The following is a 25,162-nucleotide window of genomic DNA, read 5'->3' as shown; positions in this document are numbered from 1 at the left end:
CACCTGCCGAGGTGTTCGAAGAGCAGCTACGCTCACTCCAATAACCCGGTGTTGCAAGGACCAGTTGAACCCAGGCAGTACACCTCGGTGCACTGCGGAGAGACGATCATGCTCAACGGCATGAAACCGTCGATCGGCACGGTGGGCGACGCCTACGATAATGCGTTGGCGGAGACCACGATTGGTTTGTACAAGACCGAGGCGATCCGACCGGATTCGCCGTTTCGGGTCGGGCCACTGCACTCGGTACGCGACGTGGAGCACCTCACCGCCGACTGGGTGCACTGGTACAACACCAGCCGGCTGATGCACCGCCTCGGGCTGAAACCGCCCGTCGAGTACGAGGCCGACTACCATGCACACCACCACACCGGTCAGCTGACCGCAGCCAAGTAAACCGGTGTGCACGAAACCCGGGGAGCTTCACGTCGGTAGCCCCTCTATCCGAGTGTCCGCTCGTTGATCAGCGCCGCAAGGGCATCCGCGTCCGACGGTGTCCCACTATTGAGGGCGGCTCCGAGCGTGACGCCACCAACGTTGTCGTAGACAGACAGCCTGACCAGCCGAACGCCGCCGTGAAGCGCAGTGATATCACGCATGGCGTCGTAGAGCGCGCGCTGCTTCCAACGTGGCGAGCCGGCTCCATCAAGTTCACCATTCGGTCCTGGCGGTCCGAACTGTCGCTCAGTCGAAGTACTCGTCCAATCCCGCCGTGAGTTCGGCCCTTTGTGCAGGCTTCCTCGAACTCGGCTGCGTACGTGATGTAGGCAATTTTCCATGGAAGACGCTGTGCCCATTCAGGTTCCAGCGTAGTTGCGCGGTACCTGTTGAAGTGTGCGGATTCGTCCAGCTCTACGACCAGGTTGCCGAGGTAGGTTGAATCCCATGGTCCCGTTATGAGTGGGGGACCGGGGTGGATACCGCCGAGCGCGCGATACACCTCGATGACCTGTTCTTGTGCTTCGGCTGGCATCGTGGCGAGTTTGGGTCGTGGGGGTTTGTCGTCCTCCGTGTAGCCCAGAGTGCGCAGGAGGTGCCCAAGGCGTTTCTCTTGTGCGCCCACCCCGTACCTCCGCGTTGTGCCGATTTAGTCAGCGGCGCCGACATTCCCTACGGTACGTAACATCGAGCGCGAGCTTCGGCTGTTACTGAAGGGGCGTGTGCCAGCGGCCCGCCGGGCGTTGGCATCGGTGTCGGCCCATCGCGCCCCATTACCCGCTTCTCGTCTTGAATTCCCACGGGTCCGGCGACGGTTCCGGGTTCCCGTCCTCGTCCCAATCGCGGCAGTAGGGGCACCAGGGCCGGAGCTGGTGGTGCAACCAGGTGCTGTACAGCGACGCGAAGAGCAGGAAGTCCATGGGGATTCGGGCGAGGTGCTGAATCTCCGGGCTCTCGAGGTGGGTACCGATAAGTGCGATCACCAGGGCCGGGACGAGTAAGCCGCATATGCCGACGCCGCTAGACAGCTGATGCGAGAACCACAGCTGCGGCTTACGGCGTTGCGCCAGCACCGGGGCGTCGGCGGGGACCTCGTCCATGCACCGCATGCATAGATGCGATGACCGCTGGTGAAAGTGCGTTGCAACGCTGCACGTGAGCATCACAACGGCGGCGGCCAGGTCTAGCGACGTCAACCAGTCGAACCACGAAGCGATCCGCAGCACCAGGCCGACAGCCAACACCCACGGCAGCGCATGGGTGAGCGTCGTCATCGCCCGTGATCCGCTTGATTCACCTGGGTATGCCGCCGGGATCATGCCCATCTCCGGAATGTGGCGGTGTTGGGCCGCATGGTCGGAATCTCGTTCACGACGCGGACGGTAACGGCAAGGGGTGACAAGTCCGGGACGCTGACACGGACCACCTATCCGGCGGGTGCGGGTTGCAGTGCTGACGGCCAATCCTTGCAGCCTCAATCAGAACCCCGCCCCGACAGCTACCGCTGGCCGATTTCCAAGAAAAGCGTTGCGGCGCAGCCCCCGTCAGATGCCCCAGATCAGCGACGCGTCTGACGGGTGACGATCCCCGGCCCGGCCAGCGGCGCCAGGACACCTGGCGGCGCGTCGATGACCGCGGGTATCGCGTTGACCGCCGCCATGGCCGTCGCGGCGACCCCGGGGTTGATGGGGTCGCCCGGTGTCGGGTCCAGACGCAGATCGAGGGTCATGTTGGGGGTGCCCTCGATGCGGAAGACCATGCCGCCGTGTCCGGGTCGGGTGGGACGCGGCCAGGTGTCGGGCCATGGAGTGGAGGTCACCGTGGCGAAGTACTGCACCGACACGACCGCGCGATCACCGTGCATGGCGGCGAGCTGCCAGCGGTGCGCGCAGATGGTGCCCTCGGAGATGACGCCCAGCGCGGTGTCGAGGTCGTGGGGCGCCAGGAGGGTCTCCCAGTCCAGGGCTACCTCGTCGACGGGCACGGACAGCGTGTCGGCGATGTAGCGCACCACCGGTTCCCAGTCGGTGTTCACCTTGCCCACCGCGATGCGGACGGGAACGTGGCCGTCCGGTTTCCCGAAGCCCATCGATTCGTGCAGGACTTCCCAGATCGGGTAGGCCAGGTCGAGGTCGAGCGCGTACTCATCCATCCGGTAGGAGTCGATGACTCCGGCACCCGACAGCAGCGCGACCGGCAGGTTCAGGCTGACGAAGCCGGGTTCACAGCCGGTCGCGTAGAAGGTGGCGCCGCCCTTGCGCGCGGCGCGTTCGATTGGCTCGCGCCAATTCGCCGGGGCTGCTTGGGGATAGACCATGGGGATCGCGGAGATGGTCACGACATTGATGCCGGCCTCCAGATAGCCGACGATGTCGGCGATCGCCTCGTCTTCTCGCCGCACGGCCGTCGCACAGTAGGCGACGCAATCCGGTTTGGCCGCCAGAACCGCCGTGACATCATCGGTGGCCGCCAGACCGACCTCGGGGTGCCCGCACAGCTGGCCCGCGTCGAGGCCGGCCTTGTCCGGTGAGGACACCTTGACCCCGACCAACTGCAGCGCCGGGTCGTTGATGATGGCGCGCAGGGCCACGCTGCCGGTCATGCCGGTGCCGACATGAACCACTCGGCGCCGAGCACCAGCCGACGAAGTCATCCATTACCTCTCAAAGGTGCGGTCAGTGTATTACCGGGCAGACATATCCCTCAATACTGTAAGGCAGACAGTAATGAGTACTGGTGGTCTTGCCGGTTTGCCCGACGTGACCGTCAGCGAACTGCTGCGGGCATGGGGGAGTCGGGGCCGAGGAGCCGGAGCGTGTCGGGGAATCGAACGCCAGCGGGGTGGTCTAACCTTTTGCGGTACTGCCGCCGGACACAGCGACGTCTCCGGATCACGGGTAGCCGTGTGACGCCACCGAACCGACCGGAGTGCCGCCCGTGATTCTCGACCGCCTCAAGACGGCTATGCGGCTGACGGGCATGCGTCCGATGCCCCGATGGCCGGCAATCTCGCCGATCGATCTGCGTGGCAAACGCATTCTGCTGACCGGGGCGTCATCGGGAATCGGCGCGATCGCCGCCCGCAAGCTGGCCGCTGAGGGAGCCGGCGTGGTCGCCGTCGCACGACGCGGCGACTTGGTGGATGACGTTGTGGCACAGATCATCGCCGCGGGCGGGCAGGCCACCGCGATCCACGCCGATCTGTCCGATCTGAGCCAGGTCGACGCGGTGATCGAGCAGGTTTCCCACGTCGACATTCTGATCAACAACGCCGCGAGGTCCATCCGCAGGCCACTGATCGAGTCGCTGGATCGCTGGCACGACGTGGAGCGGGTGATGGCACTGAACTATTACGCCCCGCTGCGACTCATCCGCGGCCTGGCGCCCGGCATGATTGAGCGCGGCGACGGGCACGTGATCAACATTTCGACGTGGCGCGCGCTGCCCGAGTCCTCGCCGATGTTCGCGGTGTACAACGCATCCAAGGCGGCGCTGAGCGCGGTGAGCCGTGTCATCGACACCGAGTGGGCCGGGTCCGGGGTGCGCTCCACGGTGATCTACTACCCCTTGGTGGCGACCCCGATGATCGCGCCGACCCGCGCCTATGACGGCCTGGCCGCACTCAGTGCCGATGAGGCCGCCGACTGGATGGTGACGGCGTGCAAGACCCGGCCGATCCGCATCGCGCCCCGCAAGGCGCTCGCGTTGCGCACCGTCGACGTGGTCTCCCCGCGCGTTCTCAACGGCATCCTGCACCGCGAGACCGAACGGATGAACGCGAGGACCGCCCAGCCGAACTTCGGGAGCGCGCAACCGTGACGACTGACACCACGACGGGCCATCGGCCCGAGAACCTTGTCCTGGGAGCGGCGTTGACCACCGCCGCCTTCTTCTGTATCGCCCTGGTCGGGGCGCTGGCCAAGGTATCGGACCAATACACCTCGACCGGCGTGATCCTGCTGTCGCAGAACTTCGTCGGCATGCTGCTGGTGGTCCCACTCGCGGTGCGGGGCGGCTGGGCGTTCGTGCGAACCGAACGATTCGGCCTGCACGTGCTGCGTTCGGCGGCCGGAACCGCATGCTGGTACGGCCTGTTCTTCGCCATCGCGCACATCCCGCTGGCCAACGCCACCCTGATCACCTACAGCGCCCCGCTGTGGATGCCGCTGATCGCCTGGGCGGTTTCCCGGCAACGGGTTTCAGCACTGACGTGGGCGGGCGCAGGCCTGGGCTTCATCGGGGTGATGCTGGTGCTGCAACCTCAGTCGGCGAGCTTCGGTCTGGGGGAGCTGTCGGCACTCATCGGCGCGGTGTCCCTGGCGATCGCGATGATGACGGTGCGCTGGCTCCGCGCCACCGAACCGATGGCGCGGGTGCTGTTCTACTACTTCGTGCTCTCCACGGTCATGGCGGTTCCATTCGCGGTCGCGGACTGGCGCCCGCTACCAGCAGGTGCGTGGATGTGGTTGGCAGCACTGGGAATCGCGCAGGTGTCCTCGCAGGCGTTGATCGTCTTGGGCTACCGCTACGCCCCGGCGGAGAAGGTCGGCCCCTGTATCTACTCCGTGATCGTGTTCAGCGCGTTGATCGACTGGCTGTTCTGGCACCACCCGCCGACACTCCTGATGTACGCGGGCACGGCGCTGGTCATCGGCGGGGGTCTGGTCGCAGTCCGCGCCAAAGCCGCAGCACCGCAGACTGCCGCCGAGGCCGCGGATGACGGTGACGACATGGTGATGGCGACACCCGAGGGAGACGGGCCGCCCGGCACCTGAAAACCGTTACCGCTGAACCGGACCGGCTTCGGCAGGAACCGCCGAGGTGGCGGCCACCGACACCCAGGTGTTGTTCAGGGCGGCGGTCCCGGTGAAGGTGTCCACCCGCTCCGGATCGTGCAGATCGTTCACGTTGGCTCCGGGCAGGGCCTTCGCGTGGCGCCAGCCCGTGTTGCGGTGCCCCCAGCCATGGGGGACCGACACGGTGCCCGGCCGCATGTCATCGCTGATGTGCAGCGGGACTTCGATCTTTCCGATGTCGGAGGTGACCTGCACGGTGTCGCCCTCGGCGAGTCCGCGGCTCTTGGCGTCGTCGGGGTGCATGTGCAGCGTGCACTGGTTGGAGCCGGTGGTCATCGACGGCACGTTGTGCAGCCAGGAGTTGTTGCTGCGCAGCTGCCGGCGTCCGATGAGCTGCAGGTCGTAGCCACTTGCGGAGGGGGCGGGACGGTCGAGCAGTGCGGCGGCGGCGGTGAGGAATTCCTCCGGCGCGAGCTGGACCTTGCGGTCGCGGGTGGCGATGACCTCACGCAGCCGCGGGCGCAGCGGCCCGAGGTCCAATCCACCGGCACTGTTGCGCAGTTGTCGCAGGGTGATGCCCTTGCGGCCCTTGCGCAGCCGGCCGTAGGGGCCGGTCGCCAGGGTGACGGCGGCCAACCGCAGCGGATTGGCCGCCGCGACGAGCCGCTTGCGCACCGGTGCGACCATCTTGCGCAGCGGCGTCGGAAGCAGCTCGTGCATCAGCAGACTCAGGATCTCCCAGTCGTCCTTGGTGCCGGCCGGCGGTTGGAAGGTTCGATGGTGGTAGCGGACGTTGTTGCGCACACTGAAGACCGTGAGCAGCAGTCCGACCTCTTCGCGCTCCAGCGGCGACGCCGGCGGCAGGATGTAATGCGCGTGCCGGCTGGTCTCGGTGACGTACATGTCAATCGCCACATACAGATCCAGCGAGGCCATGGCCTGATCCAGGCGGCCCTTCTGGGGGATCGAGGACACCGGGTTCCCGGCGCAGGTGATCATTGCCTTGATCTGGCCCTCGCCGGCGGTGAGAATCTCGTCGGCCATGACTACGGCCGGAAGCTCACCGCGGAACGCCTGGTAGCGCCCGGACCGGTCTGTCCACGCGCCGTGGCCGGCCGGAATGTACTTCGCCGAGCGCGGCACATCCATGACCGGTGTGGAGAACATGGTGCCGCCCGGCCGGTCCAGATTGCCGGTGACGGCGTTGATGACCATGACCAGCCAGCTCACCAGCGTCCCGGTCTCCTGATGGCAGATGCCGATCCGGCAGTACAGCGCTGCCGACTCCGCCGCGGCATGGTCGCGGGCCAGGCTGTAGATGGTGTCGGCGTCGATGCCGGCGCGTTCGGCGACGGCTTCGGGGCTGGCGCCGGCCACCAAGTCGCGCAGTTGCGGCAGTCCCACCGACTGGCGCGCGATCGCCGCTGTGTCGCAGAGGTTTTCGTTGATCAGGACGTGCAGCATGCCCAGCAGGAGGTAGAGGTCGCCGCCGGGGCGCACCGCGACATGTGTGTCGGCGAGCCGGGCCGTCTCGGTGCGGCGGGGGTCGATCACGACGACGGTGCCGCCGCGATCGCGCACCGCTTTGATGCGTCGCTTGGCGCCGGGCATGACCGACAGGGACCCGTTGGACACCGCAGGATTGGCGCCCAGGATCACCAGGCGCTGCGTCCGGTCGATGTCGGTGATCGGGATCAGGACGTTGGAGCCGAACACCCGCCAGGCCGCGTACTCGTGCGGCATCTGGTCGATGCTCGAGGCGGAGAAGAAGTTGGGCGTCATCAGCGCCGCGCGCAGCAGCAGGCCGTAGATCGCAGCGGAACTGTGCGCGGCAGGGTTGCCGAGGTACATCCCCACGGCCTGCTTGCCGTGTTCCTTGCGGATTCGGCGCAATCGGTTCCCGATGTCGGTGAAGGCCTCGTCCCAGCTCACCGGTTCGAAGCTGTCGCCGACTCGCCGCATCGGGGTACGCAGGCGGTCGGGGTCCTCGTGCAGTCCGCCCATCGCGGTGGCCTTCGGGCAGATGTAGCCGTGCGAGAACACGTCCTGCGGGTTGCCCTGGATGCGACTGACCTTGCCGTCGGTCACGGTGATCTGGATGCCACAGTGCGCCTCGCACAGCGAGCACTGACTGTTGTGCGTTGTGCTCGTGCCACGGGTGCCCGGCAGGGGCAGGTCGACGGTGGTCATGGGGGTCTCCATCCGCGGGAGTCATCGCGCCTCGGCATGAAGCACGATCCCCCGCCTCGCGCCGTCGCCGTGTGCGCACCGATGAGGTGATTCTGGCATCTGGGCCACCTCTGCCGCCATGGATTGCGGCCGACAGTCCCAGGTGGACCGGTGGCTGCGCCAGAATCTGACCGGCGTGCTCATTGACCCGCGCCCCGAGTGCCCCTAAACTCCCGATACTGATAACGCATGTTGTCAGAAGTGGTCGACGATGACTGGGAGTGCGCACTCGTGACGCAAGACATGTCGGAAACCTGCCCCGCGGCCAGTGAGACGCCGGTGACCGCCGGCTGTCCGGTGAACGGGGGCTACGACGCACCCCCGGTCCCGCTGGGCCCCGACTCGCTGACCTGGAAGTACTTCGGTCAATGGACCGGGCTTTTCCAGGGGACCTGGGCGGGCTCGATGCAGAACATGCACCCGCAGCTCGGTGCCGCGGTCAAGGAGCACTCGATCTTCTTCATGGAGCGCATCCCACGCCTGATGCGGTCGATCTACCCGATCGGTGGCGTGGTGTTCGACGGCTACCGTGCACCCCAGACCGCCGCCGAGGTGCGTGACTACCACATCGGCATCAACGGCGTCGACGAGCAGGGACGCCGGTACAGTGCGCTGAACCCCGACGTCTTCTACTGGGCGCACGCCACCTTCTTCAAGTCGACCCTGCTGGCCGCGGAGAAGTTCGGCGGCGGGCTGACCGAGGCCGAGAGGCGCCAGCTCTTCGACGAGCACGTCCAGTGGTATCGCCTGTACGGCCTGAGCATGCGCCCGGTGCCCAAGACCTGGGAAGAGTTCCAGGAGTACTGGGACCACATGTGTAACAACGTCCTGGAGAACAACTGGGCGGCGCGCGAGGTCATGGACCTGTCGACCATGCCCAAACATCCCTCATTGGAGTGGATCCCGGACTGGTTGTGGGCGCTGAACCTCAAAGTCATGCAGCGCTTCCTGACGTTCATGACCGTGGCGCTCTATGACCCGCCGGTGCGCGAGCTCATGGGCTACACCTGGTCGCCCCGCCAGGAGCGGTTGCACGGCTATTTCTGCAAGGTGATCACCTTCGTCTCCAAGTACGGCCCCCAGCGGGCGTTGATGCATCCGCGCAAGCGTTCGGCACTCGACCGTGCCTCGGGCCGCCTTCCGGTGGACGCGCCCCTGGTGCAGACCCCGGCGCGCAACCTGCCGCCGCTGGAGTACCGCAACGACCCGCACTTCTACTGCCCGAAGGTCGACTGAGCCTGCGTCCCTCAGCTGTTCAGTGACCACACCGCGTAGTTGAGCGCGGTGGCGAACAGGATCCAGCCGAGATACGGCAGCAGCAGCACTGCCGCTGCGCGGTGGGCCTTCCAGAAGGCGGCGATGGTGACTGCCACCGCGACGTCGAGAATCAAGATGTCGACCAGGGCCAGGCCGCGCCAGCCCAATCCGAAGAACAGCGGCGACCACAGCAGGTTCAAGACCAGCTGCACGCCGTAGACGATGATCGCGGGGTTGCTCCAGCGAGGATCCGTCCGCCACACGAGCCAGGCCGCGACCGCCATCAGCAGATACAGCGCACTCCACACCGGGCCGAACAGGTAGCTCGGTGGTGCCCAGCTAGGTTGGGCGAGTTCGCCATAGTCGGCCGCGGCATCGGCCGATGCCAGCCCGCCGAGCGTCGCGACGACGATGACGAGCACCAGCGAAACCAGGAATGCCGCCAGGTGTAAGGAACTCGGTTGCTGCGCCTTCGGCGAGATCGCTGTCATCTGGTCACCCTAGACCGAATCCGCGCCAGTAGGGTGCCAGCGTGAGGGCAGCCAGCAACACCGTCGTGCTGACCGACGAGTTCGGTGCGGCATTGGATCTGCTGGCGGCGGGCCGCCACCTCTTCCTGACCGGCAAGGCCGGCACCGGCAAGTCAACGCTCATCCGCCACTTCATGGCCACCACCGATCGCAATGTCGTGGTGGTCGCCCCGACCGGGATCGCCGCCCTCAACGTCGACGGGCACACCATCCATCGCCTGTTCGGATTCCGGCCCACCACAACACTGTCGGATGTCACCGGCGGCGACTACCGGCCCGGGCGCTTCACCAAGACACTGGCCAGACTGCAGACCCTGATCATCGACGAGGCCTCGATGGTGCGTGCCGACGTCTTCGACATGATCGCGGCCGCGCTGCAGCGCTTCGGCCCGGCGCCGGGGACGGCGTTCGGCGGCGTGCAGGTGGTGTTGGTGGGCGACCTCTACCAGCTGCCGCCGGTGGTCGCCGAGAGCGAGCGGCACTACTTCTCGACGACGTATGACACCCCGTACTTCTTCTCGGCGAACGCCTTCCAGCGGGCGGAGTTCCCGAGCGTCACGCTGACGACGGTGTTCCGCCAGCTCGGTGATGACCGGATGACGGCCATTCTCAACGAGATTCGTGAAGGCGTGCTGCTCGGTCATGCGAGGACACACCTGGACGCCCGGGTGGACCCCGACTTCGTCCCGCCCGAGCACGAATTCTGGCTGACCTTGGCGCCCACCAACAGGCTGGTCACCGCCCGCAATCGCCAGCAGCTCGAACGGCTGCCGGGTGAGGAGATGGTGCACCGGGCCACCGAATCGGGCGACCTGTCGCTGTTCGACAAGCCGCTGGACGACGAATTGCGCTTCAAAGTCGGCGCGCAGGTGATGATGCTCAACAACGATCAGGCCGAGCGCTGGGTGAACGGTTCCATCGGCCGGGTGGTGGGGGTGGGCTACGACCGCCACGGCGCGGTGGTCGAGGTCGAATTCCCCAACGGCGACATCGCCGCAGTCGCCCCGTTCACCTGGGAGGCCACCCGGCCCGTGGTCGAGGGCACCGCCCTGCGCCGCGAGGTCGTCGGCACCTTCACCCAGTTGCCGTTCAAGCTGGCCTGGGCGATCACCATCCACAAGAGCCAGGGCCAGACCCTGGAGCGGCTGGTGGTGGACCTGTCCGGCGGCATGTTCTCCACCGGCCAGCTGTATGTGGCGTTGAGCCGGTGCACCTCGCTGACCGGGCTGGTGCTCAAACGCCCCGTGCTGCCCAGAGATCTGAAAGTCGATCGCCGGATCGCCCGGTTCCTGCGCGCCGCGGCCGGCGGGCACGGGGCGCGCCGCTACTGCGCGATCGGGCTGCTCACGGTGGGCGATGAGGGGCGGATGTCGCGACCGCGCCCGGTGGAACTGGCGGTGGCGTTCGACGACGGCACGGCGGTGTCGACGCTGATCAACCCGCAGCGGGATCTGGCCGATGCGCGCCGGGCCTATCGGATCGGCGTGGCCGACGTGCTGCTGGCCCCCACGCTGGCAGAGGCCTGGGCGGTGATCGCGCCGATGCTGGCCGGCTGCACACCGGCGGGCGTCAAGATCGACGAGACGCTGGGACTGATCGACTTCGAACTCAAGCGGCTGGGGCAGGTGGCGCCGATGCCGCTGGGCGTCGAACTGCGGGGCGCACCCATCACCGGCGACACCGCACTGCAGCGTGCCCGGACCGCGCTCCAGCGCCTCGACGCCGTCGACGTCGATTCGGGATCGTCGCCGTTCGAAGAGCCCGACGAGACCGCCGCGCTGTCGGGGATCCTGCTCAGCCGCGATCCCGACGTCACAACGCCGACGGCAGAACACCTTCCGGCGTTGTCCGCGCTGCTGCGGATCAGCCGAAGCCTGGGAGCGATCTTGCTGGGCACCGCTTCTGTCGAGTCGGTGGCGGGGGAGACCAGTTGGGAGCAGGCGGCACGCCAGGCCGCCGCCGACCAGCTGCTGCTGGCGGCCACCCGAACCCGGCTACCGGATGAGGTGTCGGCGCGCCTGCGCGACGCCTTGCGCGCGCTGGGCGCCGACCACATGGCGGCCGAGCTGGCGCAGATGCCGTCGGTGACCCACGACATCGACGCGGTCCTGGTCCCGGGCGCCCGTGTCTGCTTCACCGGCACCGCGGTGAACGGTGATGGCCGCGTACTGGATCGCGACGACATGGAACGGATGGCCGCCTCGGCCGGGCTGGTGCCGGTGGGGTCGGTCACCAAGACCCGCTGCGAGGTGCTGGTCACCGCTGAAGCCGGCACGCAGTCCGGAAAGGCCCGTAAAGCTCAGGACTACGGCAAGCCGGTTTTCACCGTCGATGAATTCCTGGGTTGGCTCGCACGCCGGTGAGCGCAGGCGTCACGCCAACTCCGCCAAGGCTTTCCGGGCGGCCTCCAGTTCGGCTTCGAGAGCGGCCACCCGCGCGGCATGCTGCGCGCGGGCCTGCTCCATCAGCGCCTCGATCGGCGCGAACAGGTCCTCATGTAGTTCCTTGGCGGCCCGTGACACCGCGGCGGCCGCGACCGCGAGGTTGCGCACCAGATAGCTGCCGCCCTGCTTGATCTCGGCGCGCCACTCACCGTCGGCGGTACCGGTCACGGTCAGCGTCAGCTCGAGTGTCTTGGCCTTCTTCCCGGCCGGCTTCTTGACCGGCTCCTTGACCTCGGGAGCCTCGGGAGCCTCCGGGGCCGGCGCCGGGTCGGCGAACGCACTGACCCCGAGGGCGTCAGCGGGGGCGTCGGGGGCGAACGTGGGTGCAGTCATTTGGCGACCTCCTTGCTCAGTCGGCGCCCGCGGCGGCGGGCGAGCTCACGTGCATTAGAACACATGTTCGACACAATTTGTCGGTCCGGTCGCCCGCGATGTCGGCGTGCCACACCCTATGCTGGGGCGACGTCCCCCACGCCGAGGAACCCGCCGTGCCGCTGAACTCTCGACCCCAGACCCCGACGGTCGCGGTGTCCGCGCGCACCGAATACCTGTCCGACCGGCACTGCGGGGCTGCCAGGGTCGCGGGACTGCTGGTGGCTGTGGCGCTGATCGCGCTGGTCGCAATGAATCTCGCCGGGGCGAGCGCGGTCGTGATCGCGACCACGACGGCGGCGTTGATCACCGCCTCGCTCGGGGTCAGTGCCTACGGACGACTGGGTGAGCGGGGGGCGATTCTGATCACTCTCGACTCGGACGCCGTGTATTTCGGCGCTGAGGACCGGGCGATCGTGAGTTTCCCGCTGGCTTCGCTGACCGCGGCGCGCCGCGGTGGACCGGCCGCGGTCACCTCGACCGACGGCAGGCACCTGACCGTGCAGGGCCAGAAGTACCTGAAGCTGACGTTCGTCGCCGACCCCGCGGGCACCGAAGAGTGGTGGGTGGCGATCGTCGAATCCGATCCCGCCGCAGCGGAGATCCTGCGGCGACTGCAGGCGCTGCTGCCGGCGCAGACAGCCACCTCCGCCCGCGCACGCACGGAGACACCACCGCGGGCTGCGTCGACGCCGAAAACCCCGCGGACGGAGTCGGCTCAATCGACCCCGCCGGCGGGTCCGCGGATCGCAGACGCCGGTACCGACGAGGCGGCTAAACGATTGTGGGAGGACGCAGTTCGCCACCACAACGACATCCTCGGCGCCTACGGAGCCTACGAACTCGACTCGGCGATGCTGCTGCGCTACCCGGCGATCACCGATGTCACCGTCGAGCAGACCCAATCCTTCCAGCTGGCACTCGATGAAGCGCAGGCGCTGCGCACCGAGGCCTACCCCGGCAACCGCGGCCTGGCCGACGCCTACCAGCAGGCGGTGGTCGCGCTGCGCCGCGCCTGGATCGCCTGTGAGTCCCACGGGAAGAAGGTCGGCACCGGCTACCTCGAGCAAGCCGACCAGGATGAACTCGACACCGCGCTCAAGCTTTACAACCACGCGGCCGCCAGCACCATGCCCGCCGAACAGGCCACCTACTACGGGCGCGTCCGCCAGATCGTCAGCAAACTTGCCGAGCGCGGCGCGATCCACCCGCCGAAAGTTCAGCTGGCACAGCTGGAAGGCGTCACCCGCCGGGCCATCGAAACGGCGCGGTGACCGTCAATTCGTTCCTGGTGCGAGGAACTCGCCGGTAGCTGAGTAGGTGCCGCTCGCGGCGTCCACCCTGGCGAGCTGGATGCGGATCAACGGTCCGACGCCATCGCGTGACTCGTCGGACATCTCGATGTTGACGGCGCGACTTTCATAGGGCTCCAGGGACCCGCGGCGCATCGCCTGCGCGCGAACCGATTCGAACGTCGTCAGCGATACGTCGTCGAAGCTGAAATGCTGCGCGCTCGAGCCGCCGTAGGAGCGGTCGCTGATCTCGGGGAACCGCCCGGGGGTCACGACGGCGTTGCCGCTGTGCTGTTCGGATCGGAACTCGAGGAGAACTCCGCCGCTGTTCTGGATGGAGCTGGCGTGCAGAATCGGTGTGTTGCGGGCGGTCCCGCGAATCTGAACGCTCGTCAGCACCGGATCCGACGACGCGATCCCGGCGAGCTTCAAGGCCTCGCGCGCCCGGGTGAACGCTGCGCTGAAATCGGCGGGATCGAACAACTCGGCAACGGTTCCGTCGGGGCGTGCCTGGATGGTGTCGTCGAACACGGACGTGCTGGGGGTGTCGAATCTACCGGTCAGCAGGATCGGTTCGCCCGGCCCGGACCGTTTGAGCTGCAAGTCTTCCAGGGTCACTTCACTGCCCACCGCACGGAATTGCTGCGCCATCCGATCGGCGATCGTGTCCAGTTCGATCGACGACACGTCACCGGCGGTGAATGTGCTGGTCTTGCGCAGCGAGTTGGGTGTGGGGCTGAGGTAGACGTTGCGGCCGTTGTTGATGTAGACGCTGGTCGCCTCGCCATTGGTCGGATCGAACACGGTCGCGTAGTCCGAGCCGCCCTCGGAGAAGCGCAGGTCCAGCAGATTGTCGGCGGCACCGGAACCGAGCTTGTCGGTGATGGTGCGGATCATGTTGTCGCGGCGTGCATCCAGGTTCGCCGACTGCGACGCGCTGTTCGGTGCGGATCCCGCGACCGACGGCAGGTTGATCGAGACATGCCATGCATCACCGGCACCGAACAGCAGGGCCAGCGCGGTGGCCACCGTGATCGCCGGATACGTCACGGCGCGCATGCCCGGGTGATCACCGAAATCGGGGGTGCGTTCTACCTCGCGCGGCGGCAACTCCGACGGTGGCAGCGCCGTGTGCGGGTTAGCGGTCAGGGCCGCAAAGTCCCTGCGCGACATCGCCGTGATCCACCGCGCCCGGTAGGCGGTGTCGTTGGCGGGGCTGAGGGTGGCCGTCACCAGGGTGGGCTGCCGATCGTCGTCGGCCAGGGTGCTGCGGGTCAGTGCGCTGATGTGAGCCGGAACGCCGTGGGCGGCCCCGGGCGCAAACGCGGTGAGCCCGGAGATGCGTGAGGGCCGCGGCGCGATCAGCAGCCCGGCAAGGATCAGCGGGGCGCCGATGAACACCGCCATCCACCAGGCGTTGAAGGCGCCAAGCCCGATCCCCACAGCGATGGCGACACCCGCCAGGACGGCGCGCCCCACGGGTCCGGTGATCCTGGGCATCTAGTGGCCCATTCGCGCGGCGGCTACGCCGCAGGACTGCGACATGGTCATGATCGACGCCACCCTCAATCCGTGGGCGGCGGTGACATCGAGGAGATGTAGTAGGTCTCCTGCCCGGTGGGGTAGCCGCCACCATCGGTGGCGATGTGGACGTGGTCGTAGTGGTTGGCGGTCTCATTGCCCAGATCCGAGGTCCAGTTGCCGCCGCCGACGCCCGGATAGATCTTCTGCCGCCAGATCACATGGTTGACGCCCCACCGCTGGGCGTTGGCCAGCGCGTAGCCGGCGATCTGGTCGCCCAGCAGGATGCCGGCCTCGCTGTGGTAGTCGGGGATCATCACGTCGATGGCCAACCCGTTGGGATGCCACTTCAGTGCGTCCTGGCGATATCCGTAGATGGTCTTGATCTCCTGAAACAGCACGCCGATGGCGCGCGCCGCCCAAATGGTCTTGACCTGCAGCCCGTTCTCCGAAGCCACCCCGGGAGGCAGCGGGAAGGTGAACTGCTGGCCTTCGGTGGGCATCGGCACGCTGGCCGCCAGGGCCGCGGCCTCTGCGGGGTTGGCGACGCGCATCCCGCCGGTACTCGGTGGCGGCGGCGTCGATGGAGCCGGCGGGGCCGCCTCGGCGGTCTCAGTGGGCTTAGGTGTCGCATCGAGGCTGCCCTGGGCGTGGATGAGGGCGGCCGAGACGGCCAGCGACGTCAGAATGGCCAGGCTGCGACCGCAGAACCTGGTGATCTTGCGTCCGTCCACCAGGAGCACTTTAGTTACTTTTCGCCGGATAGCGCGGGACTGGTGGCTTCCGGTGGCTGGTGAGTCTGATAGTCCGGAGTCCAGCGGGCGCGCCGGACGGTCTCGGCGATCTCCTGGTCGGAGGCCGCCGGAGCCACACCGTCACGCACCGCCTGAACGGCAACCGCGGTCGCGATACGGGTGGTGATCTCGGGCAGATCCGCAAACGCGGGCAGCAACGGCTGGCCGGCGCCGTGCAGGGCCGGGGAGGCCTCGCCGAGCGTCGTGGCGGCGACCCGCATCATGGCGTCGGTGACCCGGGAGGCTCGCGCGGCGGTGACGGCCAGCCCGATCGCCGGGAAGATGTAGACGTTGTTGCACTGCGCGATGGGGTAGGTGCCGTGCCGTATCGGGGCGAACGGTGATCCGGTGGCGATCAGCGCGCGCCCGTCGGTCCACTCGTCGAGTTCGGCCGGGTGCGCCTCGGCCCGGCTGGTGGGGTTGGACAGCGGAAAGATGATCGGCCGGTCCGTCTTGGCCGCCATCATCCGGACGATCTCCTCGGTGAAGGCCCCGGCCACCGTAGACAGGCCGATCAGGATGCCCACATCGACGTGGCGCACCACATCGGCCAGGCCCCGACCGTCCCACCCGGTCACCCGCGACGCGGGCTGAGCGAAACGGCGCTGGGCGTCCGAGAGGTCCGCGCGGTCGTCGGTCAGCAACCCGTTGATGTCAATGGCCCAGATCCGTTCGGCGGCCTCGGTTTCGGAGAGCCCTTCGGCGACCATCTGCTGGCGGATCATCTCCAGCACGCCGATGCCGGCCGAACCGGCGCCGAGCATCACCACCTGTTGCTGCGACAGCGGGCGCCCGGCGACACCGACGGCGCCGTGCAGCGCACCCAGGGCCACGGCCGCCGTGCCCTGAATGTCGTCGTTGAACGTCAGCAGCCGATTTCGGTACCGCTTCAACAGTGGCAGCGCATGCGCGGTGGCGAAGTCCTCCCACTGCAGCAGCACGTCGGGCAGTTCCTCATGCAGGATTGTGACGAAGTCGTCGACAAAGGCGTAGTAGTCCTCATCGCTGATCCGGCGATGGCGCCAGCCCAGGTACTGCGGATCGTGCAGCAGATCGACATTGTCGGTGCCGACGTCGAGGATGATCGGCAAGGTGCGGGCCGGATCGATTCCCCCGATCAGGGTGTAGAGCGAGAGCTTGCCGATCGGGATCCCCATGCCGCCGACGCCCTGGTCGCCCAGGCCCAGGATGCGCTGTCCGTCGGTGACGACGATGACGTCGACCTGTTGTTCCCGCCGGTTGCGCAGCACCTCCCGCATACGATCGCGATCCGGGTAGGAGATGAACAGCCCGCGGGGACGCCGATAGATCTTGCTGAACCGCCGGCACGCGTCACCGACCGTCGGGGTGTAGACGATCGGCAGCACCTCCTCGATGTGGTCGCTCAGCAGCCGGTAGAACAACGTCTCGTTGCGGTCCTGCAGGCCCCGCAGGTAGATGTGCTTGTCCAGATCGTCCTGCCGCGAGGAGAACTCGGCATAGCTGTGGGCGACCTGGTCGGCGATGGTTTTCACCGCATACGGCAGCAGACCCAGCAGGCCGAGGTCGCGACGCTCCTGTTGGCTGAACGCGGTGCCCTTGGTGGTCAGCGGATCGAACAGCAGAGCCTGGCCACGGCGTTGCCGCCCCTGAGCTGTCATCGTGTCACCGCTGTCGTCTCCGCCGATAAAACCGCCGCTGCCCATGCGTCGCACAATAGGACGCTTCGGCACCCGGCACTGGCCTTGAGCCACTTTCGGTGTCAATGCCGTGCGCGGTCGATTCGTCGGATCATGCGAGCGGTGGCGGTCTCCGCCGCGAGTCGGCGCGCGGCCGGGGTGCCACGAGCCTTTGCCCGATGCAGAGCCGCGCGGATGGTGACACCCTGCTCGTAGGCTGCCACGACGCGCGGGTCGACGTAGGAGCTGCGGGCGACCGCCGGGGTGTTGCCCAGCTCCTCGGCGACCGACCGCATCACTGCGGCGATTTCGCGTCGGCGCACCGTCGTGGAGCTCGGCTCGCGCGCGGCGGCGAAGCTCTCGGCTGCCAGCACGGTGCCATGCCAGGTTCGCAGATCCTTGACGCTGAACTGTTCATCGGTCAATTCCCGGAACCGTTCGTTGAGGTCGTCTGCGCGCACTTCGCACCAGCCGTCGCAGGTGCGGTAGACCAGCAGCCGCGGAAGGTCGGTGGGCGCGCGCAGCAGTGCTCGCACCGCGCGGACCACCAGCGGATCGTCGACCGAAACGGTGCGCCGCACGCCGCTTTTGGCCGGATAGTCGAAGTCCACACAGTCCTTGCGCATCGTGACGTGGTCACGTAACAGGGTGGCCAGCCCGAAGCTGCCGTTCTCCTGGGCGTACTCCTCGCCGCCGGCCCGGAAATAGCCTCGGTCGATGAGTTGCTGGGCGACGGCCAGCACCCGATCACGTTGCAGTCCGCGACCGCGCAAATCGGTGAGTACCTGGGCCCGCCAGTCCGGCAGCAACCGCGCCAGGGTCAGGACCCGGTCGTATTTCTCCTCGGATCGCTCGGCCTGCCACTGGGGGTGATACAGGTATTGACGCCGTCCGGTAGCGTCTTGCCCGACGGCTTGGATGTGCCCGTTGGGATGCGGGCAGATCCACACCTTGCGCCACGCCGGTGGGATGGCCAGCGCCTTGATCCGGGCGAGGACCTGCGGGTCGTCGACCGGGTTGCCCCCGTCGGTGTAGGCAAAGCCGCGGCCCCGGCCGATGCGGCGAAATCCCGGGCCTGCGGTGTTGCTTCTGCGCAGTCTCACCGGACCGAATTACCCGCATCGGGACGACCCGACACTCACCGGCGACAGAGGTCAGGCGCCCGGGCACAACTCCTGGCGCGCCGCCTGCGCGATCAGCGGGAACTGCGGCCATGCCGGGTAGTGCGGCTGCTGAATCTCGACCGTCCGGCCCACATGCAGGTTCTCGCAGATCATGTGCCCCAGGGCGCGCACGCTGGACTCCGAGATCGGTTCGTCGTCGGCGTAGCGCGCCGTGTAGCCGTGGGTGTTGAGGTACGCCATGAAGCCGGCGTCGTCGGCGTGCGCCGGCGCGGCACCGGAAAGAACTCCCAGCGCTGCACCGGTGACGGCCAGGGGTGCGGTGAACCGGGCTGCCCAACTCATACCGGTGATGCTACGGCCGGTGGTGCCGGCCAGACCCGGCAATCCTCCCGAGCGCCTTGGCAATGCTGCTAGCGTCAGCGGCGATGAGAAAGGCGCTGCACGTGAAAACCATCGCACTCCCGGCGGCCGTGGCGGCAGGTGTGCTGGCCGGGCTGATCGGTGCTGCGTCATCCGCACAGGCCGATCCGCTCAACCCTCGCGATCCCGACTACTGCGGCAACAGCCCCGACATCCTGCTGTGCACCCAGCAGCAGTCGACGTACCCCAGTCCGGCGGAGATGGCCTACCTCAACGCCATCCGCGCGAAGTTCCCGCCCGGCACCGAAGCTCCCCGGCTGGCCGCCGGACGGACCGCCTGCCTGGAGTTCCCGAAGCATCCGACCAGCCTCATCGTCGAGCAGGTCTCGGTCTACCTGCAGATCCCCAAGTCCACCGCCGGTGAGGTGGTCGAGGCGGCCCGCACCAACATCTGCCCGCCGGCCAAGACCCAGGGCTGAGATTCAGCGTTAGGCGCGTAACCCGTCGCGGATCGCGGCTTGGGCCGCCACGTCGCACTCGTTGTAGCTCAGACACCATTGCCGGGCGGCGTCGGCCTGCGGCCCGTCGCCCCGGGCGGCTTCGATGGCGCCCTGGGAGGCCAGACCGCCGGGATCGTCGACCTCCCAGCGGAAGCCGAAGAACCCGGCGACCTGCTTGATCGACGAGGGGGTACGGACGAAGAACGTCGTGTCGAACCACTTCCGCAGATCAAAGGTGAGACCGTCGAGCACCTGCTGAACCTCGGCGAATCTGCGCGTGCTGCTGATCTCGGGGTGGTGCCAATGAAAGACCTGAAGCGACTTGCCCTCCCGGGCGGCGCGGCTGCGCAACTGCTGAATTCGCGAGGCGAACTCGGCGGCGAGTGCTGCTTCGGCGGCCTCGTCGAGTGGCTCGAACGAGACGACGGGTTCGTAGCGGGCGGTGGTGTCGTCCTGGCCGTCGCGAATACGCAGGCCCCACTGATAGATCCGGCGCTGATCATCCCACTCGATGTCGAAGTCGATCTCGATGTCGGCGCAGGGCACCGTCGGTGAGCCGGGCCGGTGTGTCTCGAAGTCGGTTCCGGCGCAACTCATTCGGGCGCGACGGACCACGTTGGCCAACCGATCCCGCGGCGTTTTGGTGTTGACCGACTGGACGCAGAAGACCTCAGCGTGCGCGTCCACGTCGACAGCAGCCAACTGCGCAACGCTCATCGCCGCGCCGTCGCCGCAGTGCTGGTAGAGATACTGCCACTCCCGGATCGTGAGGTGGCCGGTCTCGATCGCGAACGACGCGTCGTCGTCGCCGGCCACACCGGCGCAGTAGTCGAACCAGGAGCACGACGCGCACTCGCTGATGCGGTAGGGCCGCACCAGTTCTCGTCCGGCCGCCGCGGCCTCCGCGACGGCGGCACGGAAGCCGAACTCGTGGTCGTAGCGCTGCAGCGCTGAGCGCGGTCTGCGGTGCGAGGGGTCGCTGGCCGAATAGGTGGTCACGTTCTCGGCATCCAGGTCATACCAGGTGATGCCGAGGGGTTCGCCGACAAATGCAGTGAGGTCGGAGCTGCCGATGATGCCGGCGCGGTTCACCCCGGCGTGAAACCCCAAGTCCTGCAACATCCGGGTGTAGTGCGCCAGTTGCAGGACATCGTCACGCCAGCTCGCGCCGCGATCGCTGTGACCCGGATGCGTGACCCACCGATCGGGTTGGCGCAGCGCCGAGATCGCCACCTCCGCGCGTTTGGCGGAGGTCACGGTCCGGTGGTTCTTGATGTCGACGGGCAGGTAGCCGTCCTGGTGTCTGACCAGCACATCGGGAAGGCCTTTGCGGCCGTTGACATCCGGCAGACATCCGCCGGCGATCACCTCCACACCGGCAGTCATCGCCGCCACGGTGCGCTGCCGGCGTTCGGCCCAGTCGGTCTCGGCATCGAGGAGTAGTAGCCGCTCGGAACCCGCGTAGTGTGCCCGGAGTTCGTCGAAAACCTGTGCCTCGAACGCGAGTCCGGCGATACGCAGCAGCTCCAGGTCCGGGCGCAGCGCCACCGGCTCCACAACGCCGGGAGTGAACTCGTTGTGGGTCGCGCGGGCACACCGTTTCGCCGGGTATCCGCCGAGCGTGACCGGTGTCATCGTGGGTGTTCTCGGCTTACGCCGCCGGCCGCTGAGCGGTGGCGGTGATCTCCCCGATCAGTGCCGCGACCACCCCGAACGCGAAGTACAGCGGCACCAGCCACGGCGCCACCCCGAACAACCCGTCCGAGCCCGGCGTGTACCGGAATTGGCCGACCGCGGCGATCCCGATCTCGACCACCGGACCAAGGAGCGCGATCAGCACCCCGCAGACCAGCCCCGGAACATCTCCCAGGGCGCAGTAGGTGATCGCCGCGAACGCGCAGATCAGTGTGGTGAGGGGAACAATCGGTGAGGCGTGCAGCATCGCGGTGATGACGTAGCTGCCCAGGACCGCGGCCAAGCCGGCCACCCCCTGGCGGACCGTGACCGCGGTGCGCGGTGAGGGGAGGTGCAGCCTCAACTCCGCCAGAAAGACGGTCGCCGAACCGACCAGAATCGGGAAATAGAGCGGACTGCTCCAGATGAACGGCACGGACTGCGAGGGGGACAGATACTCGGTGGTTCCGGTGACCACGTGGGAGTGGTCGCCGATCAGACCGGCCGCTCCACCCAGGACGAACAGCAACACAGCGATCGAGGGGCGTAATTTCACCCCCGCAGTATCGTCCATGCGATGAGCGCCGAGGACCGCATCCGTTGGGATGCGAAATATGCGGGCCGCTGCGTGCCGGCATCGGGCACCGTCGGGCCGGCCGCGGTGTTCGCCCCGTTCGTCGAGGCGTTCCCGGTCGCCGGGCATGCCCTCGACATTGCCTGCGGTCAGGGCACGGCGTCGGTATGGCTCGCCCAGCGGGGCCTGCAGGTGGCCGGTTTCGACATCTCGCCGGTCGGCGTCGAGCAGGCGCGGGCGCTGGCCACCGCCGTCGGCGTCGGCGACCGGTGCCGATTCGACGTCGTCGACCTCGATGACGGACTGCCCCCGGGGCCGGCGGCCGACGTCATCTACTGCGCCCGATTCCGCGACCGTCGGCTCGACGTGCCGATGGCGCAGCGTCTGGCGCCAGGCGGGTTGCTGGCGATCAGCGCGCTGAGCCAGGTCGGCAGCACCCCGGGCCGGTTCCGCGCCGCGCCGGGGGAGCTGCGTACGGCATTCGCCGAGCTGGAGTTGATCGCCGACGGTGAAGCGGACGGCGTGGCGTGGCTGTTGGCGCGACGCCACACGGCGACGGCGCCGTCAGGGCACCGGGACGGCCCGGGCTAGGCCGGAACCGGCGCCTCGCCGGGCTCCGGTCCGGGCTCGGCGGGGGCATCCTCGAACGGCAGGGCATCCATGGGCGGAGCCTCACCGGCCGGGATCTCCATCGGTGCTTCGGCCGGAGGCGCCTCAAAGGGCGGCGGAGCGTCGAACGGGGGCGGTGCGTCGAAGGGGGGCGGAGCGTCGAACGGCGGAGCCTCCATGGGCGGCGGTGCCATGTCGAAGCCCATGGGGGCGGGCATCGGTTCGGGGCCGGGCTCAGGGGCCGGCTCGACCATGGCAAGAAACTCCACCGGCGCTTCCGGTGCCGGTACCTCGTCCATGGGCAGGTACATGTGATGGGTGAACTGCGGCTGGTAGGCGCCGCCGCCGCCGATCCTCACACCGCCGGGCTCACCGCTGGCCACCGGCGTGCCGTCGGGCAGGGTCACCGCGGTGTGGTGGCTGTTCCAGCCCACCACCAGAGCGTTGGGGGCGGTGCCGTACCTGAAGCCACGGGCCAGCAGCGCGGACTCCTCGTTGCCGGTGTGGAACCGCCCGCTGAAGGCCGGCCGGCCGCTGGCGACGTTGGACACCCACGAGGCCAAACCCGAGCAATCCGTACCTGCCGGAGTGTTCCCACCAACGATGTACGGGGTGCCCGAAACCTGCTGGATGAGCGCCATCAGAGCTTCTAGACCAAACATGACGGAGCACATTAACCATGGATAACTGCACTTACCAAAATTTGTGGCACCCATCACGTTTAGCATTGATGTTGTCAAACATAACGTCCCAGTGCAAAACGCCAGGTAGGGCGGTGAAAATGCGCGGAGTGCGCCTGCGTATTCCCGTAAGTGCTGGTAGATGCCCTGTCTGTGTTTGTTGATCCTGGCTCAAAAGGTCACAAATTCGCATTATTAGTATGAAATTGCCTGTTCAATGGGTGCGTCGCAGGTATCTGCCACGCCCGATATCGGAGTAAATATTGGTACGGGTGGCGCGACGTTATCCCGGTGAAAAGTGATATCGCTTACAGTGCGCGCTTCGCGTTCTTGATCAGATTCGATCCGATGATCAGGCGCTGAATCTCGCTGGTGCCCTCGTAGAGCCGCAGCAGGCGGACATCGCGGTAGATGCGCTCGACCGGCACACCACGGATGTAGCCACTGCCGCCGTGGATCTGTACCGCCAGGTCGGCGACGTTGCCGGCCATCTCGGTGCAGAAGACCTTCGCCACCGACGGAGCGATCCGCCGATCTTCGTTGCTGACCCACTTACGGGCGGCATCGCGCACCAGGGCCTGACCGGCCAGCACTCCGGTCTGCTGGTCGGCGAGCATCGCCTGCACCAGCTGGAAATCACCGATGATGCTGCCGCCCTGGGTGGCGGTGGCGGCATAGCTCACCGATTCGTCCAGGGCGCGCTGGGCGGCGCCCACCGCCAGCGCCGCGATGTGGATGCGGCCGCGGGCCAGGGACGTCATGGCGGCCCGGTAGCCGATGTCCTCGTCGCCGCCCACCAGGGCCCCGGCCGGCACTCGCACGCCGGAGAAGGTGACATCGGCGGTCCAGGCCCCTTCCTGGCCCATCTTGGCGTCCTTGGCGCCGACGTCGACCCCGGCGGTGTCGGCAGGCACCAGGAACACCGCGATGCCGGCGCCGCGCTCGTCGGCGGGCCGGGTGCGGGCGAACACCACGAACAGGTCGGCCAGCGGGGCGTTGGTGATGAACCGCTTCTGGCCGTCCAGCACCCAGTCGTCACCGTCACGCACGGCTTTGGTGCGCAGACCCGCGGGATTGGAGCCCGCGCCGGGTTCGGTGAGGGCGAAGGACGCGACGGCGCCGGAGGCGATGGGCTCCAGCCACCGCTCCTTCTGTTCGTCGGTGCCGAACCCCACCAGCACCTGGCCGGCAATGCCGTTGTTGGTGCCGAACATCGATCGGACCGACGGGCAGGTGTAGCCCAGTTCCATGGCCAGCTCGACGTCCTGGGCCAGATTCAGGCCCAGCCCGCCCCATTCCTGGGGGATCGCGTAGCCGAACAGCCCCAGATCCTTGGCGGCTTGTCGCAGGTCGTCCGGCACCTTGTCGGTGTCCAGGATCTCCTGTTCACGCGGGAGGACCATCGTCCGGACAAATCGGCGGGTCTGGGACAGGATGTCGGCGAAGACGTCGTCGTCGACGGATGCGGTCGTCATGACACGGCCCCTTTCGGCACTGGCCGACAGATCATATATGAAATATGATGTGCCGGACCACGGGCGGGTACGACATGAAAGAGGACGGTTTCGGCGTGGCATTACTCAACGGCCAGACGGCAGTGATCACCGGCGGAGCGCAGGGGCTGGGCTTTGCGATCGCGCAACGCTTTGTCGCGGAGGGCGCCCGGGTGGTGCTGGGCGACCTGAACCTGGAGGCGACCCAGGACGCGGCGGCGCGACTCGGCGACGACGTGGCGGTGGCGGTACGCACCGACGTGACGAGTTCCGCCGACGTCGAGGCGCTGGTGGCTGTGGCCCTCGAGCGATTCGGCGACCTGGACATCATGGTGAACAACGCCGGCATCACCCGCGACGCCACCATGCGCAAGATGACCGAAGACGATTTCGACCAGGTGATCGCGGTACACCTCAAGGGCACCTGGAACGGGTTGCGCGCGGCCGCGGCGATCATGCGGGAGCGCAAGCGCGGCGCGATCGTGAACATGTCCTCTATATCGGGCAAGGTCGGCATGATCGGGCAGACCAATTATTCGGCGGCCAAGGCCGGCATCGTCGGCATGACCAAGGCCGCCAGCAAGGAGCTCGCCTACCTCGGTGTCCGCGTCAACGCCATCCAGCCGGGTCTGATTCGCTCGGCGATGACCGAGGCCATGCCGCAGCGGATCTGGGATTCGAAGGTCGCCGAGGTGCCGCTGGGCCGGGCCGGCGAGCCCGACGAGGTCGCAAACGTCGCACTGTTCCTGGCGTCCGACATGTCCTCTTATATGACGGGCACCGTGCTCGAGGTGACCGGCGGTCGCCACCTGTGACG

General features: G+C 67.5%; 23 protein-coding genes and 1 pseudogene. 9 read left to right on the top strand and 15 right to left on the bottom strand.

Annotated features, from left to right (window positions below; all coding sequences use genetic code 11):
- The coding region (locus AWC18_RS16010) for an integrase core domain-containing protein (protein ID WP_208858383.1) at nucleotides 1-396 on the top strand (396 nt) is incomplete at its 5' end.
- A 44-nt stretch (nucleotides 397-440) separates the two neighbouring features.
- Here the strand turns inward: AWC18_RS16010 and AWC18_RS22345 are convergent.
- From AWC18_RS22345 to AWC18_RS15995, 3 genes and pseudogenes are all read right to left on the bottom strand, one after another.
- Nucleotides 441-973 (bottom strand): annotated as a pseudogene (locus AWC18_RS22345) (DUF7255 family protein).
- Nucleotides 974-1,211: 238 nt separating this feature from the next.
- Nucleotides 1,212-1,712 (bottom strand): hypothetical protein, encoded by a 501-nt coding sequence (locus tag AWC18_RS16000; RefSeq protein ID WP_085139358.1) that lies wholly within the window; start codon nucleotides 1,710-1,712, stop codon nucleotides 1,212-1,214.
- Between the two features lie 284 nt (nucleotides 1,713-1,996).
- Nucleotides 1,997-3,091 (bottom strand): dihydrodipicolinate reductase, encoded by a 1,095-nt coding sequence (locus AWC18_RS15995; protein ID WP_208858382.1) that lies wholly within the window; start codon nucleotides 3,089-3,091, stop codon nucleotides 1,997-1,999.
- Nucleotides 3,092-3,378: 287 nt separating this feature from the next.
- On the opposite strand from AWC18_RS15995, the gene AWC18_RS15990 reads away from it, so the two are divergent.
- Nucleotides 3,379-4,257, top strand: a complete 879-nt coding sequence (locus tag AWC18_RS15990) for an SDR family oxidoreductase (protein WP_085139364.1) — start codon at nucleotides 3,379-3,381, stop codon at nucleotides 4,255-4,257.
- Complete coding sequence (locus AWC18_RS15985; RefSeq protein WP_085139357.1) at nucleotides 4,254-5,213, top strand: DMT family transporter; 960 nt, start codon at nucleotides 4,254-4,256, stop codon at nucleotides 5,211-5,213. Before AWC18_RS15990 ends, AWC18_RS15985 begins: the two co-directional genes overlap by 4 nt.
- Nucleotides 5,214-5,219: 6 nt before the next feature.
- Here AWC18_RS15985 and AWC18_RS15980 read toward each other — a convergent pair whose 3' ends face one another.
- Complete coding sequence (locus AWC18_RS15980; RefSeq protein ID WP_085139363.1) at nucleotides 5,220-7,424, bottom strand: molybdopterin-dependent oxidoreductase; 2,205 nt, start codon at nucleotides 7,422-7,424, stop codon at nucleotides 5,220-5,222.
- A gap of 282 nt (nucleotides 7,425-7,706) precedes the next feature.
- Between AWC18_RS15980 and AWC18_RS15975 the strand changes: the two genes are divergently transcribed.
- Nucleotides 7,707-8,699, top strand: coding sequence for an oxygenase MpaB family protein (locus AWC18_RS15975; protein ID WP_109470311.1), 993 nt, complete (start codon nucleotides 7,707-7,709; stop codon nucleotides 8,697-8,699).
- Nucleotides 8,700-8,710: 11 nt separating this feature from the next.
- On the opposite strand, the gene AWC18_RS15970 is transcribed toward AWC18_RS15975, so the two are convergent.
- Nucleotides 8,711-9,211, bottom strand: coding sequence for a TspO/MBR family protein (locus AWC18_RS15970; RefSeq protein ID WP_064997145.1), 501 nt, complete (start codon nucleotides 9,209-9,211; stop codon nucleotides 8,711-8,713).
- 41 nt (nucleotides 9,212-9,252) lie between these two features.
- Here AWC18_RS15970 and AWC18_RS15965 point away from each other — a divergent pair, with 41 nt between their 5' ends.
- Complete coding sequence (locus AWC18_RS15965) at nucleotides 9,253-11,613, top strand: AAA family ATPase (RefSeq protein ID WP_085139356.1); 2,361 nt, start codon at nucleotides 9,253-9,255, stop codon at nucleotides 11,611-11,613.
- A gap of 9 nt (nucleotides 11,614-11,622) precedes the next feature.
- Here AWC18_RS15965 and AWC18_RS15960 read toward each other — a convergent pair whose 3' ends face one another.
- Nucleotides 11,623-12,027 carry a DUF6319 family protein gene (locus tag AWC18_RS15960; RefSeq protein WP_064997143.1) on the bottom strand — a complete coding sequence of 135 codons (405 nt, stop codon included), beginning with the start codon at nucleotides 12,025-12,027 and terminating at the stop codon, nucleotides 11,623-11,625.
- Between the two features lie 161 nt (nucleotides 12,028-12,188).
- On the opposite strand from AWC18_RS15960, the gene AWC18_RS15955 reads away from it, so the two are divergent.
- On the top strand, nucleotides 12,189-13,340 hold the full coding sequence (locus AWC18_RS15955) for a hypothetical protein (protein WP_085139362.1): 1,152 nt from the start codon (nucleotides 12,189-12,191) through the stop codon (nucleotides 13,338-13,340).
- 3 nt (nucleotides 13,341-13,343) lie between these two features.
- Here the strand turns inward: AWC18_RS15955 and AWC18_RS15950 are convergent, their stop codons facing one another.
- The 5 genes from AWC18_RS15950 to AWC18_RS15930 form a co-directional block, all read right to left on the bottom strand.
- Nucleotides 13,344-14,858: a hypothetical protein gene (locus AWC18_RS15950; RefSeq protein WP_085139355.1), complete on the bottom strand. Its 1,515-nt coding sequence runs from the start codon at nucleotides 14,856-14,858 to the stop codon at nucleotides 13,344-13,346.
- Between the two features lie 65 nt (nucleotides 14,859-14,923).
- The gene (locus AWC18_RS15945; protein ID WP_064997153.1) at nucleotides 14,924-15,613 is read right to left on the bottom strand and encodes a VldE C-terminal domain-containing protein; all 690 of its coding nucleotides are present in this window, start codon (nucleotides 15,611-15,613) and stop codon (nucleotides 14,924-14,926) included.
- Nucleotides 15,614-15,627: 14 nt separating this feature from the next.
- Nucleotides 15,628-17,313, bottom strand: coding sequence for an NAD-dependent malic enzyme (locus AWC18_RS15940; RefSeq protein ID WP_085139361.1), 1,686 nt, complete (start codon nucleotides 17,311-17,313; stop codon nucleotides 15,628-15,630).
- A 101-nt stretch (nucleotides 17,314-17,414) separates the two neighbouring features.
- On the bottom strand, nucleotides 17,415-18,434 hold the full coding sequence (locus AWC18_RS15935) for a DNA topoisomerase IB (protein ID WP_085139354.1): 1,020 nt from the start codon (nucleotides 18,432-18,434) through the stop codon (nucleotides 17,415-17,417).
- 51 nt (nucleotides 18,435-18,485) lie between these two features.
- Nucleotides 18,486-18,797, bottom strand: a complete 312-nt coding sequence (locus AWC18_RS15930; RefSeq protein ID WP_064997151.1) for a DUF732 domain-containing protein — start codon at nucleotides 18,795-18,797, stop codon at nucleotides 18,486-18,488.
- Nucleotides 18,798-18,880: 83 nt separating this feature from the next.
- On the opposite strand from AWC18_RS15930, the gene AWC18_RS15925 reads away from it, so the two are divergent.
- Nucleotides 18,881-19,294, top strand: coding sequence for a DAHP synthetase I family protein (locus AWC18_RS15925; protein ID WP_085139353.1), 414 nt, complete (start codon nucleotides 18,881-18,883; stop codon nucleotides 19,292-19,294).
- 9 nt (nucleotides 19,295-19,303) lie between these two features.
- Here AWC18_RS15925 and AWC18_RS15920 read toward each other — a convergent pair whose 3' ends face one another.
- Complete coding sequence (locus AWC18_RS15920; protein ID WP_085139352.1) at nucleotides 19,304-20,950, bottom strand: ribonuclease H-like domain-containing protein; 1,647 nt, start codon at nucleotides 20,948-20,950, stop codon at nucleotides 19,304-19,306.
- Between the two features lie 16 nt (nucleotides 20,951-20,966).
- Complete coding sequence (locus AWC18_RS15915) at nucleotides 20,967-21,545, bottom strand: diacylglycerol-binding protein (protein ID WP_234806552.1); 579 nt, start codon at nucleotides 21,543-21,545, stop codon at nucleotides 20,967-20,969.
- A 21-nt stretch (nucleotides 21,546-21,566) separates the two neighbouring features.
- Between AWC18_RS15915 and AWC18_RS15910 the strand changes: the two genes are divergently transcribed.
- Nucleotides 21,567-22,154: an SAM-dependent methyltransferase gene (locus tag AWC18_RS15910; RefSeq protein ID WP_085139350.1), complete on the top strand. Its 588-nt coding sequence runs from the start codon at nucleotides 21,567-21,569 to the stop codon at nucleotides 22,152-22,154.
- On the opposite strand, the gene AWC18_RS22055 is transcribed toward AWC18_RS15910, so the two are convergent.
- Together AWC18_RS22055 and AWC18_RS15900 are read right to left on the bottom strand one after the other, a co-directional pair.
- Nucleotides 22,151-22,834, bottom strand: coding sequence for a C40 family peptidase (locus tag AWC18_RS22055; RefSeq protein ID WP_234806551.1), 684 nt, complete (start codon nucleotides 22,832-22,834; stop codon nucleotides 22,151-22,153). The two genes, AWC18_RS15910 and AWC18_RS22055, sit on opposite strands and share 4 nt — an antisense overlap.
- 326 nt (nucleotides 22,835-23,160) lie before the next feature.
- Nucleotides 23,161-24,327, bottom strand: a complete 1,167-nt coding sequence (locus tag AWC18_RS15900; RefSeq protein ID WP_085139348.1) for an acyl-CoA dehydrogenase family protein — start codon at nucleotides 24,325-24,327, stop codon at nucleotides 23,161-23,163.
- Between the two features lie 74 nt (nucleotides 24,328-24,401).
- Between AWC18_RS15900 and fabG the strand changes: the two genes are divergently transcribed.
- On the top strand, nucleotides 24,402-25,160 hold the full coding sequence (gene fabG, locus AWC18_RS15895) for a 3-oxoacyl-ACP reductase FabG (RefSeq protein ID WP_064997148.1): 759 nt from the start codon (nucleotides 24,402-24,404) through the stop codon (nucleotides 25,158-25,160).
- The last annotated feature ends 2 nt before the right edge of the window (nucleotides 25,161-25,162 follow it).

This window comes from Mycolicibacter nonchromogenicus (genome assembly GCF_002101775.1).
GTDB classification, from domain to species: Bacteria; Actinomycetota; Actinomycetes; order Mycobacteriales; family Mycobacteriaceae; genus Mycobacterium; species Mycobacterium nonchromogenicum.
This window is presented reverse-complemented; position numbering and strand designations above follow the sequence as displayed.